Here is a 15,635-nt window from a genome sequence, read left to right on the forward strand (position 1 = left end):
GGTTTATTTCTAGTTAAGCTCCTTAGATTGAATAATTTGCTAAATTAATGCTTGCGTTCAAATCTCTATCCAGCTTTAATCCACAAGAGCAGATAAATAGTCTGTCTTTCAGTCTCAAATCGGATTTGATTTGTCCACAACTAGAACAAGTTTTTGATGACGGAAACCATCTGTCGGCTTCAATAAATTCAATTCCGTATTTTTGACATTTATATTGAATTTGCCGTTTGAATTCATATAGCTTTTGCTCGGCTACAGCCTTCGCCAGATGTTTATTTTTCATCATACCTTTTACATGTAAATGTTCCATTACAATACGAGATGGCTTGGTTTTCACGATCTCATTAGAACACTGATGTAAATGATTTGTTCGGATGTCGTTCAGTCGCTTATATAAATTACGAATTTTAGCGTTTTGCTTTTGAACATTTTTCATATTCTTTAAAGGTATTTTATAGATTGGCTTTCGTTCTTTAGTATACGCTTTTGTGTTGGCTTCCAGTTTACGAGCTAGTTGTCGTTGTTCTCGCTTCAACTTTTGCTCTAATCGTTTGACTTCTTTGGTTTTGTTGATGTTCTTTTTGAATTCGCCATCAGAACAAACTGCCAATTTTTTGATCCCAACATCAATTCCTAAACTTTCACCTGTTACATCAAATGGCTCAAATTCTTGCTCATATCCAATGGATAAGAACCAATTTCGTCCGTCAAATGAAATGCGTGGATTTGAATATTTATGACCTTTTTTAAGCTTAGGAAGTGCATTGCAAGTTTTTACAATGCCAATCTTTTCACCTCTAAAACCTTCATTTGTTCGTTTTAAACTTTCGTAATTTACATAGAAGCTAACTTTACTTCTTCGTCTGCTTTTGAACCTTGGCTTTTCAGTCAATCCTTCGAACCAACGCTTTCTAGCAATATCCGCATCTTTTACGGCCTGCTTCATCACATTGCTTCCGACTCCCTTAAGCCATTTATGCGTTGTTGGTTTCAGTTCGTTATTGATTTTCTTACGAACTTCGCCCTCTTTGACTGTACGCTTCTCGTCGTTATAAATACGTTCGCTTTCAGCCAAGAAATAGTTGTAAGCCCATCTCGCAGTCCCCGCAGACTTCCAAAATAAAACCTCTTGTTCTTTAGTTGGTTTTAGTTTAATCTTTGTCGCCAATATCATTGTTTTTCACCTTGACTTGATGTACTGGCTCGACAATAGCCAATGACCAACTTTTGTTTAGCAAATTTCCCAATGGACATTAATTCCATGCGTACCACCTCTCTTTCACTATGATAAAATCACATTACCCTATTTAGAGAGGTTGTTAACATTTTTTATATTTGTATATATTTTTCTTGTTCACACGAAGGCGCAACCCTTCATGCAGTCTTTCTCTCACGAGTAGACCTCTTATGCTTTCACATAAGCGCAGACTATATCTTCATCTTACCTTCTAAATAAGAGCCACATTTTTCTTCCGCCATTCGCTTGCGGTTTTACTCTCCCTCAAGGAGATAGTCGTTGAACGTTTTCCTTGTCTCATTAGAGATTTAGGACTTTCGCTGCTAAACATCCATTGTCAAAGCACTTAGCGCCACCGTTTTCCGTTGTCACGATGATCCTTTACGGACACTGAGTAATTTTTTTCAGCTTATGCCATCCTTGTTGTTTTTTCTGCTTTCGCACCGTTACGTCTGCCGTTTCCAGCTCCGCGTTGGTCACAAGGCTTTAGGAGTTAAAAGCAATTAACGTGGAGTTCGCACCAATCGCTTGATACGAAGGGTATTCTGTTATAAATCTATGCTTCTATACAGATTTGTATAGTTTTGCCTGAATTTATCGTAACAGTTTAGTTACCCAATAAATCACACTTAATGCTTCTTCGTAGTGCTTCATTTTTTTCACATAATCAGTAAATTGTTGAACAGTCATACTTCATCCTCCTTTTCACGATACTATTTTATCATGTTTTCGAATATTTTGTATATTATGGACTTTATAGTATTTTTTATCGCATAGTAGGTGATTAAATTCTATAATTTATTATACCTTTCGTACAACTGCTTGCGTTCGATCCCCTGCACAGTTTTTTGTAGAATGAGAAGCGTCTTCACGGTGCTTTCACTAACGTGAAGTACATTGGATAGCCATTTATTGGAGAAACTCACGCAACCGGTGTTGCGAAAAGAAACATTTTAAATCCGTATTTTTTCATCCCATAAGTTGTTTGTATCTCATATAAATAATACACCGACGAGTACATACACTACCAAGCGGTATAAACATAAGAGCATTCGTTAATGATATGACAGCATGATCTTTCCCCCATTTTGCTGCAAGTACTCGTAAAAGAAGAATGCCAAGAAATAAAATAACTCCAGCGACAGAACTTTGTGTAGTTACGACTCCTCTTTCATGATTAACACGAATTTTTTCTAATTTTCCTCTCCATATCCCGATACCTATGCCAATTGTTAAACAAATGAAGTACAAGATAAAGCTTTTCGGCGTTAAATTATCTGAACTTAAAATAGAAGTACTCGGTATCCAAATTAACAAAATTGGTAATATCCACATTCGAGTTGGTCTAACTTTTTTCTCCCTTAACATAAGAAGAATAATGACTAAAAGGATAACCAAGTAGCTACTCATTTATTACCCTCTCTTTATTTAAAAATAAATTCTTAATAAAAGTATATTTTAAAAGATAATAATAATAGTCCATTTTTTTAAACTACTTCCCTCTTGTAGATGTAATTTCAAAGAAGTACCTTAAAAAGACTTTGTTCTCTCATAAAAAAACCTCCCCAATTAGGAATGTAAAAGACTTTTGCCACCTTTTCATTTCTACTCGGAGAGGATCAACTTAAATGTAAGTTTGGGTATAAGTAGTTTGATAACTCATTTATCTTCTTTTATGTACAACAAAAATATTATAATACTGCTGGAATTATATACTCTTTAATTAACGGCCATCTATCTCGTGGATTCATAATGAATTCTGAACTAATTGCCACAACCATATTCATTTTTGGAATACAACAAATCATATTGCCTCCATCCCCTATAGCTGAATATGTAGAAAGTCCGTCTTCTTGTCGTAGCCACCATAAATAACCGTAATTATTAGAGTTCATCTCTGTTGAATCACGAATCCATGTCTCTGAGAGAATCCTTTTATGATCCCAAACGCCATTGTTTAAATAAAGGTAGCCAAATCGTACCATATCACGAGTAGTTAATGTTAGTCCCCATCCACCTGTCGAATAACCGTTTGGATCATGTACCCACCCCTTAACGTTTTTTCCGAATAAATCATCAAACCCATAAGCGTTCATTTTATTGTTAGGAATTTCTTTCATGCCAAGCGGTGTAAACAAATGTTCATTAGCGAACGCTCGTGCACTCTTGCCAGTACTTTCAGTAAGAATAGCTGACAATAAATGTGCTCCAGCTGTGGAGTATTTAAAAGCGCCTATTTCCCCATTTTCACCTATAATATCAAGTGTATATTTTATCCAATCCTGCTGTTGACATAGAATATCTAGCGGCTCATTCCAAACCTCATATGGATAAGGTACTGTCATCGTGAGAAGATGTCGTATAGTAATCTGTTGTTTCTGCTTATTAGCATCAGAAATATATTTAGGGAAAAAATCTAACACCTTTTCTTCAACGCTTTTAATATATCCTTTATCGATAGCGATGCCTATAAGTGCAGATAGTACACTTTTGGTTACAGATGCTACGTGGTGACAATCATCAGGACTTTTCCCATTAAAATATTTTTCATATGCTAAATTACCATTTCTAATTATTACAATACCATTTATATTGGTATAATCACTTTTTATCGTGTGCTCTAGCTTGGAAAGCTTTTCAGACTTTACCGTGTGCCAATTTATTGTTGTTTGCATAGGAACCTCCTAATGGTTATTTTGTCATTTTTTCTTAACAGGAAAATATACCTCCGTAATGTAATCCTCAGGGGAGTTTACTTGACGTGGATCTGTTACATATATTTCATATGGCGGCAATATCAATTCATAACCCTCGTTTTCAATCCACTTCATTAAATTAGCATAGACAGATGTTAATTCTGGATATGCCCCCTTTAAAACAGATTTAGCACAGAGGCTTCCAGGCAAATCTCTCGTTCCTTTGACAGACTCAGCTATTGGAATAGCGAACTCAGTATCATTACCAGTAGGATTAAATTCAGGGCTGTGGTAAATCGTCATCGGCTTTCCAAGTAAAGTGAGCTGCTCCGTCGCAATCTTTTCGTATAGCTTGCTAAAATAGTCACCATATCCCGATGCATAGTCATCACTGCTCATTATGAGTCGCTTATGAAGGATATTCATTGGCTTTGTTTCAACCAACTGTACTTCGATAGCGTCAAGGTACGACATGATCGGTATCCCCTTTTCTAAGTTTGCAATATCATGACTTAGTTGTTTTACAAGATATTCAAAAGCCTTTAGTTTTTCTTGCATCTCATTTCTCTTATTGTTAAGCGCCGAACAAAGCATTTCTTCGGATTGATCCTCTTCTATTTCCAGCATAGTTTTAATTTCTTCAAGAGAAAAATGATACGATTTTAACCGATTGATATAGAGCATCCTTTTTAGTTGTTCGATGGAATAATACCTATAACCGCTTTCAGTATTTATCTCATCTGGGTTAATTAATCCAATTTCATCGTAATATCGAAGTGTTTTTGTCGAGACACCACATATCTTCGAAAATTCTCCAATTGATAGCACAAAACCACCTCACTCAAAGATTTGTTATTGTCTACAATTCATTTATACACCTTCCCCTTAGGGCAAAGTCAATTAAGACTTATGCTTTACTACCTTTATCTTTAATTTCCTTGATTGAAAAAATTTATTGACCATTTAGTACAAAAAAAGATATTCTATTAATGTAAATGAGAGGTGGATAAATTTGACTAAACGAGGCAGACCCCGAGAGTTTGATTATTCCTCAATTGTAGATGTAGCTATGAAAACTTTTTGGATAAGAGGGTATGAGGGGTGCTCTACACAGGATTTATGCAATGATACTGGACTCGGGAAAGGCAGCTTATACAATACTTTTGGTAGTAAACATGAACTATATAAACAAGTATTAGAACGTTATCATGAGTTTGGAATTAAGGAACAGCAGGAATTATTAAATGCTCCAATTACATTGAAAGAGCGGTTATGTAATTTTTTCGAATGGGCATTGAAAGAAGATTTTGAGAATATTGATCAAAAGGGTTGTTTATTAATTAATGCGAGTTTGGAAAGAGCTAATATTGACTTAATGGTTCAAGAAATTTTCTCGCGACATGTCGAGCTTCTTAAACTAGCAATTGAAAAAGTAATGGAGGAAGGATTGCAAACTTGCGAAATTTCAAAAAATCAAACAGCCGAGGAATTAGCTAGTCTATTTTTAAGCAGTTATTACGGATTTCGTGTTCTTAATGTTTCGATGCAAAATCGGGTGTTGTCTGAGCAGATTATGAAAGGAACATTGGAATCTATTTTTGGCGCTTAGTGCGCTCTTTTTTAGCATCATTTTTGTACCAATCGTTACAATAATAAATTAGGAGTGTTTTTATGCCATCGATTATTTATTTACTAGCTCTAGCAATTTTTTGTATGACTACATCTGAATTTATGGTTGCAGGTATGATGAACGAGCTTACTCTAGCATTTCAGGTTTCTGTATCTTCAATTGGGTATTTAATTACAGCTTATGCAGGAGCAATGGTAGTAGGAGGACCTATTTTAACTGCAACTCTTTTACAAATACGCAGTAAACAAGCATTATTATTTTTAATGTTTATATTTTTAATCGGCCAGTCGCTCGGAGCTATCGCTTGGAACTATGATGTTATGATGGTTTCACGCATTATTACCGGTATTGCTTCATCTTCAGCATTTGGTGTTGCCATATCCTTTTCTGCAACTTTGGTTACCTCTAATTCAAGGGGAAAAGCTGCATCCATTGTTCTTGCAGGTTTAATGATCGCAACAGTCTTAGGCTTACCTATAACAACAGTTATCTCGCAAAATTTTGGTTGGCGTACGAGTTTTTGGTTTGTTTCTATTCTCGTACTAGTTTCGGGGATTATGATTCAATTGTTACTTCCATCATCGCCAAAAAAAGCACGATTAAACTGGAAAGATGAGCTCATGCACTTTAAAAATATTCATCTTTTGGCAGCGTACATAACAAGTATGTTTATTATAGGTGGTACATTTGCAGCCTTTAGTTATTTCACGCCTATTTTTACAAATATCACAGGCTTTTCAAGCGCAAGTATTCCATTTTTGCTTGCTCTCTATGGTAGTGCAACAGTCATTGGGAATATAGTGATTGGCAAATTTGCTGATAAGTATACAATGGAAACACTTTTGTGTGGATTGATTATTTTAATCGTAGCATTGTCTTTATTTGCTTTAGGAGCTGAAAATAAATATATTGCAGCTATTACTACTGTTTTTATTGGCTTCACTGGCGTAGCAATGAATCCAGCTATGGTGGCGAGGGTGATGAAAACTGCTAATAATAGCACTATGATAAATACCATTCATAGTTCTTTTATTACGCTTGGTATTGTTATTGGTTCATCACTTGGGGGCCTAGGTATTAGTAATGGATATGGCTATATATCACCTCTGTGGATTGGTGTTTGTTTAGCTATCTTAGGATTACTATCATTATTCCCATATTTACATACAAGGAAGGAAAATTAATGGGTTCCGGTGGCTAGCAAGCCGTTTTTCCTAACATTCACCTCTTTTTTTAATTGCTCAATTTGAGTGTGTGTACTAAAAAAGCTCTCCCATCGTTTTCACGATTAAGGAGAGCTTCTACTTTTATATAAAAAATACGGGGGAATTTTAACTAGCTTTTAAGTACAATGTTCGGTTTCCAATCAAACATTTTTACGAGCTAAATTTTATAACAACAGATACATAGTTGGGGATCCTACATATCAAAGAAGTTAAATGTTTTGACAAAGTGTTATTACTTGTTTAACGGCTTCTGCCGATTGATGGAGCGCCGCTTTTTCTTCATTTGTCAGGTGCAATTCAATAACTGATTCAATGCCATTGCCACCTAATATTGTCGGTACCCCTAAAAATAATTCGTGGTAACCGTACTCTCCTTCTAAAAGGGCGATAGAAGGAATTATTTTACGTTGATCTTTCATGATGATTTCAACCATCTGTGCACATGCAGCGGCTGGCGCATAATAAGCACTACCATTGCCTAACAAACCAACAATTTCTCCGCCACCTTTACGTGTGCGTTCTACAATTTGCTGTAGTCGGTCTTGAGGAATCAGTTTTTCTAATGGGATACCTCCAGCATAGGAATATCGAATTAAAGGGACCATTTCGTCGCCATGTCCACCTAAGACGAATCCTGATACATCCTCTGGTGCAATTTGCAGTTCTTGTGCTACAAATGTATTAAAACGCGCTGTATCTAACACACCTGATTGACCGATGATACGATTTTTTGGAAAGCCTGTTTCCTTATAGCAAACATATGTCATGGCATCAACTGGATTGCTTAATATAAGGACTATGCTGTTCGGAGCATAATGTTTTATTTGTCTAGATACTTGTTGAATAATTTTTGCATTCGTTGTCACTAAATCATCTCGGCTCATGCCTGGTTTACGAGGAATACCAGCTGTAATAATGACAATATTTGCTCCGGCTATATCCTCATAATTGCTCGTTCCTTTAATAGAAACATTAAACTTTTCGATTGGTCCTGTTTGTAATAAATCCAGCGCCTTTCCTTTTGTTGGATTCTCCGCTTCTGGAATATCTAACAGGACAACATCTCCTAGCTCTTTTTGGGCTAAAAATAAGCTTAAAGTTGCACCAGTATGACCAGCTCCAATAACAGCGATTTTACTTTTTCGAAATGTCATTAAGCCTCACCTCGATTTTCTGTAGCTGTTGTTTCCGTCGTTTTTTTAGCACGCGTCGATGTTGGAGTTGATGCTGGCTTTTTCTTTGGAGCTTCTGGTCCTTTAATCATTTGAAAAACATCTTCATCTGGTCGCGGAATTACATGAGCGCCTAATAGTTCTCCAACACGCATTGCAGCGGCTTTTCCAGCTTCTACTGCTGCCTGGACAGAACCAACATCACCTTTTACGACTACTGTCACAATCCCACCATCGACGAACTCTTGCTTGACGATAGTTACATCTGATGACTTAATCATCGCATCAGCAGCTTCGTAAGAACCTACTAATCCTTTTGTTTCAATCATTCCAATAGCGCTACTCATTCTCTTCACCTCGCATTACTTCTGTAGAATCAATAATACCTATAACGACCGCATCGATAGGTAACGGATTTTCTTTCATAATATAACGGGATGATCCACCACTTGTAATGAGCACATCATCTCCAATTCCTGCCCCGATACGGTCAGCTGCTACAATTTCTGTACGAATCGGCTGTTGATTGGAATCGATTGGTTGAATGATTAATAATTTTAAGCCATTCAACCCTTCTTCTTTGCGTGTTGCCCATACACTCCCTATCACTCTTCCCATCTGCATGAACTTCACCCTCTTTATCCTGCATGGATTATACTAAAATTACTCAGAGCGAATTGTTAACGTCTTATTCAGCTCTCGTATTTTGTCATACGCCAATGCTGTCACAATTGTTTTTTTAGGAACCACAATTTCCTGTGCCTCTATTTCAAGCACTTCTACTTGCGAAAGTAGTTTCTTATCAAATTGATAGCTTACTGGTTTTTCAGCCTGACTTACGACTGGCGGAAGTTCTTTGACATTCATTTGTTCGTTAGCTTGAGCATTGACAATTTCCGCAAATGCACCTTGTTGGATTAAACCGGCATTTGCCTCATCTGTATCGATATGCATCTCCAATCGATAACGCTCTGAAACGCGAATCATTACATTTGATAAAATAATCGGTCTTATACCTTCTACTTTAATTTGTACCGATTGTCCGTCCACTACTTGGAACCGAGCACTGTCAGTTGGCGACATATGAATATGTGCTTGTGCAATAATGAGTCCCTCATTTAGCACGACACTGCCCTTTGGACCAATAAGTGTAACGGGGCTAGAGCCTTTTATATCTCCTGATACCCTTAAAGGTGGCTTAACCCCTAATTTCATCGCGTCTGTCCAGCTAAGTTCTACTTGAGATAATGAACGTGCTGGACCTAAAATGCGTACCCGCTCAATGGAACCCTTTGGACCAGCTATAACAACTGTTTCCTCAGCAGCAAACTGTCCTGGCTGTGAAAGCTCAAACTTCGGTGTTAATTGATAATTCTCACCAAAAAGCTGCTCCACTTCCGCTTGAGCAAGATGTACATGTCGTGCTGATACACCAATAGGGATTTTTCCGTCATGTTGAGAGGAAGGCTGATCTTTTAAAACTTGCTGCAATACTTCTTCAACAATTTTTTGGATTAAATTTTCCTGCATCTAACCTCCTCCTTATGTCAATGATCTGATAATTCTTCCTTGTGCTTGCTGTTCAATAAAGCCCGCATTTGCTTCATCTGTATCAATATGCATCTCTAGACTAAAATCGTTTGATACACGAACTACAACCCCACGAAATGTCACAGGTCGCTCACTATCAACTTCAACAGATACTAATTCATTATTTTGTACGTCCAATGCTGATGCGTCTTCTTCCGTCATATGAATATGTGCCTGTGCAATAATAACTCCCTGCTCAATGATTATTTCTTTTTCTTGATTGATTAATTTGATGCCAGCTGAACTTTCGATATCACCCGATTGTCTCAAAGGAGGGGTTAATCCTAATTTCATTGCATCTGTTCGACTAATTTCCACCTGTGTTGCCGCTCTTACTGGACCTAGTACACGTACATTGTGAAGAACACCTTTTGGTCCCTCAATAGAGACACGCTCTTTAGCTGCAAACTGCCCTGGCTGCGAAAGATCAAAATCCTTTGTTAACGCTGCATTCGGACCAAAAAGTGCCTGTAAATCCTCTTCACTGACATGTATATGACGAGCTGAAATGGCCACAGGAAATGTTTTTGTCGCTGTATTCAAGTTAGCCACCTCTATATCTATTTCGCTATATTGTTATAGGAAATGAAGCAGGATGAAGCGCAATTGTAACATCCTGCCCTTCCGTTTATGATGTTCTTTCCGTCGGTTCCGGGATTCTTTCCGTCACTTCGGCTCTTCTTTCCGTCGTTTCGACTTCCTTCCGTCGATTCGGACCTTCTTTCCGTCGGTCCGGACATTCATTCCGTCACTTCGGCTTTTCTTTCCGTCGCTTTGGCTCTTCTTTCCGTCGTTTCGACTTCCTTCCGTCTATTCGGACCTTCTTTCCATTAATCCGAGGATTCCTTCCGTCGGTCCGGACATTCATTCCGTCGCTTCGGCTTTTCTTTCAGTCGCTTTGGCTCTTCTTTCCGTCGTTTCGACTTCCTTCCGTCTATTCGGACCTTCTTTCCATTAATCCGAGGATTCCTTCCGTCGGTCCGGACATTCATTCCGTCACTTCGGCTTTTCTTTCAGTCGCTTTGGCTCTTCTTTCCGTCGTTTCGACTTCCTTCCGTCTATTCGGACCTTCTTTCCGTCAATCCGAGGATTCTTTCCGTCGGTCCAGACATTCATTCCGTCACTTCGGCTTTTCTTTCAGTCGCTTCTGCTCTTCTTCAGTCGCTCCAGAGCTTCTTTCCGTCGCTTTTGTTCGGACTGAAATAAAATTAAGCTTCTGCTTTTGGTAAAATTAATTCTAATTCATGGTGTGGGCGTGGGATTACATGAACTGATAGAAGTTCTCCAACACGTTGCGCCGCTGCTGCACCTGCATCAGTAGCTGCTTTTACTGCTCCTACATCACCACGAACTAATACAGTGACAATACCGCCACCAACATGTACTTTTCCTACTAAATTAACGCTAGCAGCCTTCACCATTGCATCCGCCGCTTCAATTGCTCCTACTAATCCTTTTGTTTCTACCATTCCTAATGCTGTACTCATTTGTCATTCCTCCAAATTATTTATTTTGTAATGTTATTTGTTTTAATACTTGATCAACAATTTGTTGAACTATGGCTGTATCCAAAGATGGATCTTGTGCCTTGATATTCTCTACTACCGGTTGTACTAAAAATTCTGGTTTTGGCACTTCTACATCTTTAATGCCATAAGCCATACGTTTAATATTCAATAAATGTCTCGCTGTAATGTTATCGGACGTAATATTGCCACCAAACGTACCACAACCTAATGTAAAGGATGGTGCCAATCCAGTAGTTCCACCAACTGCGCCTAGAGATGATAATGTATTGACAACAATTCTGGACACTGGTAAATCGACCGAAAACTGTTCGGCTAAAGCTGTATTCTCTGTATGAATCGAGCAAGAATGTCCGCGTCCACCTATGTTTAGTAAATCAATCATCACCTGTTTTGCCTCTGTGCTGTCCTCAACTGTATATAACGCAAATATAGGTGATAGTTTTTCAAGTGAAAATGGAATGTTCTTGCCAATCATCGTTTCCATACCAACAAGTACTTTTGTATCTTCCGGCACGGTAATTCCGATAGAATCTGCCAAGCAAGCTGCTGATTTACCTACAATTTGAGGATTTACCTTACCTGGTACAGGAGAAATAAGCTTCTCCATCTTCACCTTCTCTTCATCGCTCAAAATATACGCATTGTTTTTCTTTAACTCTGTTAAAACTTGCTCTGCAATGACTTTATCTACGATAATTGATTGCTCTGTAGCACAAATTGTGCCGTTATCAAAAGACTTACTTTGTACAAGTTGGCGAACAGATTTGGATATATTCGCAGATTTTTCAATGTAAGCTGGGACATTTCCTGGTCCTACACCATAAGCAGGTTTGCCTGAACTATAGGCTGCTTTTACTAGAGCACCGCCACCAGTTGCTAAAATTAAGTGTATATCTGGGTGCTTCATTAATTGCTGCGTAGCTTCCATAGAAGACATTGTTAAACAGTGTAGCAATCCTTCCGGTGCGCCTGCTTCTTCTGCAGCTATTCTACAAATATCCAAGGCCTCCTTTGTACAATCAACCGCATATGGGTGTGGGCTTAGTACAAGACCATTTCTAGTTTTCAATGAGATAAGTGTTTTAAATATTGCTGTTGATGTTGGATTTGTCGTTGGTACAATGCCTGCGATTACTCCAAATGGACTAGCAATCTCTGTAACTTTCTTGATTCGATCGAATCCAACGACACCAACTGTCTTCAAATCTTTAATATCTTCATAGACATCTCTAGAGGCTACCTCATTTTTCATTTTTTTATGATTAGGTATGCCCATTCCTGTTTCCTGAACGGCCATATTTGCCAAACGTTCTGCCTCTTTAAATGCTGCATCCGCAACAGCTTTGACGATATTATCTACTTGTTGCTGTGAATACTGCATGTAAGCAGCCTGTGCAATATTGGCACGTCTCACGGCGTCTCTCATTTCTTGAATTGCTAATAAATCTTTATCTAGTGTGGCCATAAAGCCCCTCCTTTCTAAACAACTGGATTTCTCGCTATATTCTCAATAGCCTCTCTAAAAGCATTTGCAGCAGCTTGGCATGATGATTGGCTACCACTTAATAAACCGCCACCGAAATTGGTTTCAGATGGTGGACCAAAGAAAACCTTTAGTTCTACATCTGCCGCCTTTAATGCCGCATCTAAACCAACGACAGCCTCAAGGGGCGGTGCTATTAAATAAGCAAGGGCTGTTCCAACTTTAACGTTTGCCAGCTCAGCCAGATACGTACCACAGCTTGCTACAGTATGTGCAAAAAGAGCGTGGTTTTCATTTTGAAGAATGGCTTCAAAATACGTATCAAACTGGATTTTCTGCTGAATCGCATCGAAACCACTGCGTATTTCATCAGGCGAGCTACCAGCAATGATGCCAATGACTTCACCAGATAATGGACCAGATGCGTGTGCAGCTCCTGCATAAAAGCTTTTTGCATAAACAACATCAACATCTGCTTTTTTCGTAGCTTCGTCCAACGCTACATATCCAACATCATCTATTGTTAGAGTTACGAGTCCAATGCTATTGTGATATGGCTTTAAATCTAATTGCTCTGCTAATTCATTATTCACTCTTGGAATGATTTGCATTGCCAAAATTTCTGCCATAATTTTTTGAGGATTCATTGTTTGCCCCCCTAACCTTCTTTTGCCACAAGACCTACTCCACTTGCCTTGTAATGTAATATTTTTTGAACTACTGTTCCTAAATAAGCACCTGCCTCTAATGGCGGGATACCACCTTTATGAATGTTCGAAACGACCATTCGATCAGCTTCTACTGTGCCAATTCTAGGTTGATAGCATATATAGGCACTCATTGACTCAGCAGATACAAGGCCAGGACGCTCACCAATTAGATAAACGATCACTTCTGCTTGTAAAATCTCGCCAATTTCATCCATAAGAGCAACACGCCCTTTATCAATATAGAAAGTAGTGCCTATTTCAATATTTAAATTGCTAAGACTTTGCTGTAACGCTAAATAAACATCTTGCACATTTTCTTCAATCGCACTTGCACTTAATCCGTTAGAAATAATGATTTGTACCTTTGGATTTTTCTTACACTTTGATTGAATTAGTGTCTTTGCTTCATCTGATAAACGACGACCTAAATCCGGTCTAGTAATGTATTCTTCCTTATCTGTCACTCTAGTAGTTACTTGAAAGACATCAAGCTTTTGTAGTAGCCCTTCTGTCACTTCTCCATATACTGCATCTACTGCCGCTGCATGATCGAGTCGGAATTTTAACCAAGTTTTTGTTTTTGGTCTTGTCCCAGCTCTGCCAACACCTATTCTTGCTGGTGTATGCTTTTTAGCAGCTTGAATACTTTCAGACACTTCATCCTCTTCAAATTTAAATTCTGTGATAGGTACTGAAGTATAAGTCGATTCATCATTACTTGCGCTGTAATATGATTGTTCATAATTACTTGATTCAGTATGATAAAGCTTAATTAATGGTTCATTTGATTGTTCAATTGTGCTCGGGCTTACTACTTCATCAGCATAATTAGCATTAGCTACCGTATTGTGAAACTTAATAAGTGTTTCCTTTTGGTTTTCTGTTGGCACAGCTGTGTCATGATAAGATTTGTCTGACGCATTATTGCCCATCTTTTCCATAACTAACTGTGTGATCATCGAAACTAGTTGTTCATTCAATGGATTCACCTACCTTTCAAATATAGATAAATCGCCAGCTCTTGCAGATAGACGACCATTTTCATAAATGCCCATTTTTTCTAACCACGCGAGATATTCAGGAGCTGGTTTTTTACCAAACGTTTGAAGTAATGTTGCGACATCATGGAAGCTCATTGACTGATAGTTCAACATGACATCGTCGCCCATAGCTGCAGCGATAATAAAGTTGACACCCGCTGCTGTTAGCAAAACACTTAAATCTTCAATATCATTTTGGTCTGCCTTAATATGGTTTGTGTAACAAATATCCACGCCCATTGGGAGACCATGCATTTTACCCATGAAATGATCTTCAAGGCCAGCACGTATTACCTGTTTGTTATTGTATAAATACTCAGGTCCAATAAAGCCAACAACGGTGTTCACAATATACGGGTTAAAATGTCTAGCAAATCCATAATTACGCGATTCGAGTGTTACTTGGTCAATGCCCATATGTGCCTCAGCAGATAGCTCCGAACCTTGTCCTGTTTCAAAGTAGAATAAGTTCGGGCCTGTTCCTGTTCCATGCTTTTTCACAAGCTCCTCTGCTTCTCTTATTAGATCAGCAGAAATACCGAACGAACGATTAGCAATTTCCGTTCCAGCAATACTTTGGAAAATCATATCGGCTGGTGCACCTTGTTTAATAGCCTTCATCTGTGTTGTAATATGTGCTAATACACAGTTTTGTGTAGGAATCGACCAATCATTGATAAACTCCTTTGTCGCATGCAATACTTTTTTCACACTTTCAACGGAATCATCTACTGGATTAATACCAATAACTGCATCACCAATACCATAGGACAATCCTTCTTTTAATGAGGCAATAATACCGTCAATATTGTCTGTTGGATGATTTGGCTGCAATCTCGAGGACAGTGTGCCCTTTTGTCCAATCGTAATATTGCAAGTCGACAGTATTTCTACTTTATTGGCAGCATGGACAAGATCTAAGTTGGACATCAGCTTTGTAACGGCCGCAATTATTTCTGAATTCATGCCCTTGCTTAATCGTTTTAATTCCCGATCGCCTGTTTCATTGGATAAAATATATTCTCTTAGCTGCTCGATACTCCAGTTTTTTATTTCTCCGTAAATTTGCTCATTAATATCACCTTCAATAATGCGTGATACTTCATCATTTTCTTGAGGAACTAACGGATTTTCTCTTATATCCTTCACTAATAGCTCACTTAGAACGGCCTTTGCCGCAATTCGCTGCTGTACAGATTCAGCTGCAATTCCAGCTAACTGATCTCCTGATTTTTCTTCATTGGCCTTCGCCATTACATCCTTTAATGAATTAAAATTATATTTTTCTCCACCAAATATCACCGATAGATTCACATTCATCC

Annotated in this window: 17 protein-coding genes; 2 read left to right on the forward strand and 15 right to left on the reverse strand. The window is 38.2% G+C overall.

The genetic code is table 11. The annotated features are described in order from the left end of the window. Positions 1-22 precede the first annotated feature (22 nt). From JNUCC51_RS03785 to JNUCC51_RS03800, 4 genes are all read right to left on the reverse strand, one after another. Positions 23-1,174, reverse strand: coding sequence for an RNA-guided endonuclease InsQ/TnpB family protein (locus JNUCC51_RS03785; RefSeq protein WP_337990906.1), 1,152 nt, complete (start codon positions 1,172-1,174; stop codon positions 23-25). Between the two features lie 1,032 nt (positions 1,175-2,206). Further along, positions 2,207-2,647 (reverse strand): CcdC protein domain-containing protein, encoded by a 441-nt coding sequence (locus tag JNUCC51_RS03790; protein WP_337990907.1) that lies wholly within the window; start codon positions 2,645-2,647, stop codon positions 2,207-2,209. A 281-nt stretch (positions 2,648-2,928) separates the two neighbouring features. Continuing rightward, positions 2,929-3,912: a serine hydrolase domain-containing protein gene (locus JNUCC51_RS03795; protein WP_337990908.1), complete on the reverse strand. Its 984-nt coding sequence runs from the start codon at positions 3,910-3,912 to the stop codon at positions 2,929-2,931. 24 nt (positions 3,913-3,936) lie between these two features. Further along, positions 3,937-4,761 (reverse strand): MerR family transcriptional regulator, encoded by an 825-nt coding sequence (locus JNUCC51_RS03800; RefSeq protein ID WP_337990909.1) that lies wholly within the window; start codon positions 4,759-4,761, stop codon positions 3,937-3,939. A gap of 184 nt (positions 4,762-4,945) precedes the next feature. On the opposite strand from JNUCC51_RS03800, the gene JNUCC51_RS03805 reads away from it, so the two are divergent. Then, positions 4,946-5,542, forward strand: a complete 597-nt coding sequence (locus tag JNUCC51_RS03805) for a TetR/AcrR family transcriptional regulator (protein WP_337990910.1) — start codon at positions 4,946-4,948, stop codon at positions 5,540-5,542. A 62-nt stretch (positions 5,543-5,604) separates the two neighbouring features. Then, a complete protein-coding gene (locus JNUCC51_RS03810; RefSeq protein WP_337990911.1) occupies positions 5,605-6,747 on the forward strand; it encodes an MFS transporter in 1,143 nt (380 codons plus the stop codon). A 251-nt stretch (positions 6,748-6,998) separates the two neighbouring features. Here the strand turns inward: JNUCC51_RS03810 and mdh are convergent, their stop codons facing one another. The 11 genes from mdh to JNUCC51_RS03865 form a co-directional block, all read right to left on the reverse strand. Further along, a complete protein-coding gene (gene mdh / locus JNUCC51_RS03815) occupies positions 6,999-7,943 on the reverse strand; it encodes a malate dehydrogenase (RefSeq protein ID WP_337990912.1) in 945 nt (314 codons plus the stop codon). Then, positions 7,943-8,308: a BMC domain-containing protein gene (locus JNUCC51_RS03820; protein ID WP_337990913.1), complete on the reverse strand. Its 366-nt coding sequence runs from the start codon at positions 8,306-8,308 to the stop codon at positions 7,943-7,945. Before JNUCC51_RS03820 ends, mdh begins: the two co-directional genes overlap by 1 nt. After that, positions 8,301-8,585: a EutN/CcmL family microcompartment protein gene (locus JNUCC51_RS03825; protein ID WP_053593749.1), complete on the reverse strand. Its 285-nt coding sequence runs from the start codon at positions 8,583-8,585 to the stop codon at positions 8,301-8,303. Before JNUCC51_RS03825 ends, JNUCC51_RS03820 begins: the two co-directional genes overlap by 8 nt. A 39-nt stretch (positions 8,586-8,624) precedes the next feature. Beyond that, a complete protein-coding gene (locus tag JNUCC51_RS03830) occupies positions 8,625-9,491 on the reverse strand; it encodes a phosphate propanoyltransferase (RefSeq protein WP_337990914.1) in 867 nt (288 codons plus the stop codon). A gap of 12 nt (positions 9,492-9,503) precedes the next feature. Beyond that, complete coding sequence (locus JNUCC51_RS03835) at positions 9,504-10,094, reverse strand: phosphate propanoyltransferase (protein WP_337990915.1); 591 nt, start codon at positions 10,092-10,094, stop codon at positions 9,504-9,506. A 287-nt stretch (positions 10,095-10,381) separates the two neighbouring features. Next, positions 10,382-10,543: a hypothetical protein gene (locus tag JNUCC51_RS03840; RefSeq protein WP_337990916.1), complete on the reverse strand. Its 162-nt coding sequence runs from the start codon at positions 10,541-10,543 to the stop codon at positions 10,382-10,384. 216 nt (positions 10,544-10,759) lie between these two features. Continuing rightward, entirely contained in the window at positions 10,760-11,038 is a 279-nt protein-coding gene (locus JNUCC51_RS03845; RefSeq protein WP_053482447.1) for a BMC domain-containing protein, read from the reverse strand. A 16-nt stretch (positions 11,039-11,054) separates the two neighbouring features. Beyond that, positions 11,055-12,545, reverse strand: a complete 1,491-nt coding sequence (locus JNUCC51_RS03850; RefSeq protein ID WP_337990917.1) for an aldehyde dehydrogenase family protein — start codon at positions 12,543-12,545, stop codon at positions 11,055-11,057. 14 nt (positions 12,546-12,559) lie between these two features. Further along, complete coding sequence (gene eutL, locus JNUCC51_RS03855) at positions 12,560-13,210, reverse strand: ethanolamine utilization microcompartment protein EutL (protein ID WP_337990918.1); 651 nt, start codon at positions 13,208-13,210, stop codon at positions 12,560-12,562. Between the two features lie 11 nt (positions 13,211-13,221). Beyond that, entirely contained in the window at positions 13,222-14,253 is a 1,032-nt protein-coding gene (gene eutC / locus JNUCC51_RS03860; RefSeq protein ID WP_337990919.1) for an ethanolamine ammonia-lyase subunit EutC, read from the reverse strand. A 9-nt stretch (positions 14,254-14,262) separates the two neighbouring features. Then, entirely contained in the window at positions 14,263-15,633 is a 1,371-nt protein-coding gene (locus JNUCC51_RS03865; protein WP_049666575.1) for an ethanolamine ammonia-lyase subunit EutB, read from the reverse strand. Positions 15,634-15,635 lie beyond the last annotated feature (2 nt).

The organism is Lysinibacillus sp. JNUCC 51 (assembly GCF_015999525.1).
In the GTDB taxonomy this organism is placed as follows: Bacteria; Bacillota; Bacilli; order Bacillales_A; family Planococcaceae; genus Lysinibacillus; species Lysinibacillus xylanilyticus.

Coding starts and splice junctions, on each gene's coding strand:
- JNUCC51_RS03785 (WP_337990906.1), bottom strand. CDS start 1,174: ATGATATTGGCGACAAAGATTAAACTAAAACCAACTAAAGAACAAGAG.
- JNUCC51_RS03790 (WP_337990907.1), bottom strand. CDS start 2,647: ATGAGTAGCTACTTGGTTATCCTTTTAGTCATTATTCTTCTTATGTTA.
- JNUCC51_RS03795 (WP_337990908.1), bottom strand. CDS start 3,912: ATGCAAACAACAATAAATTGGCACACGGTAAAGTCTGAAAAGCTTTCC.
- JNUCC51_RS03810 (WP_337990911.1), top strand. CDS start 5,605: ATGCCATCGATTATTTATTTACTAGCTCTAGCAATTTTTTGTATGACT.
- mdh (WP_337990912.1), bottom strand. CDS start 7,943: ATGACATTTCGAAAAAGTAAAATCGCTGTTATTGGAGCTGGTCATACT.
- JNUCC51_RS03820 (WP_337990913.1), bottom strand. CDS start 8,308: ATGAGTAGCGCTATTGGAATGATTGAAACAAAAGGATTAGTAGGTTCT.
- JNUCC51_RS03825 (WP_053593749.1), bottom strand. CDS start 8,585: ATGCAGATGGGAAGAGTGATAGGGAGTGTATGGGCAACACGCAAAGAA.
- JNUCC51_RS03830 (WP_337990914.1), bottom strand. CDS start 9,491: ATGCAGGAAAATTTAATCCAAAAAATTGTTGAAGAAGTATTGCAGCAA.
- JNUCC51_RS03840 (WP_337990916.1), bottom strand. CDS start 10,543: ATGAATGTCCGGACCGACGGAAGGAATCCTCGGATTAATGGAAAGAAG.
- JNUCC51_RS03845 (WP_053482447.1), bottom strand. CDS start 11,038: ATGAGTACAGCATTAGGAATGGTAGAAACAAAAGGATTAGTAGGAGCA.
- JNUCC51_RS03850 (WP_337990917.1), bottom strand. CDS start 12,545: ATGGCCACACTAGATAAAGATTTATTAGCAATTCAAGAAATGAGAGAC.
- eutL (WP_337990918.1), bottom strand. CDS start 13,210: ATGAATCCTCAAAAAATTATGGCAGAAATTTTGGCAATGCAAATCATT.
- JNUCC51_RS03865 (WP_049666575.1), bottom strand. CDS start 15,633: ATGAATGTGAATCTATCGGTGATATTTGGTGGAGAAAAATATAATTTT.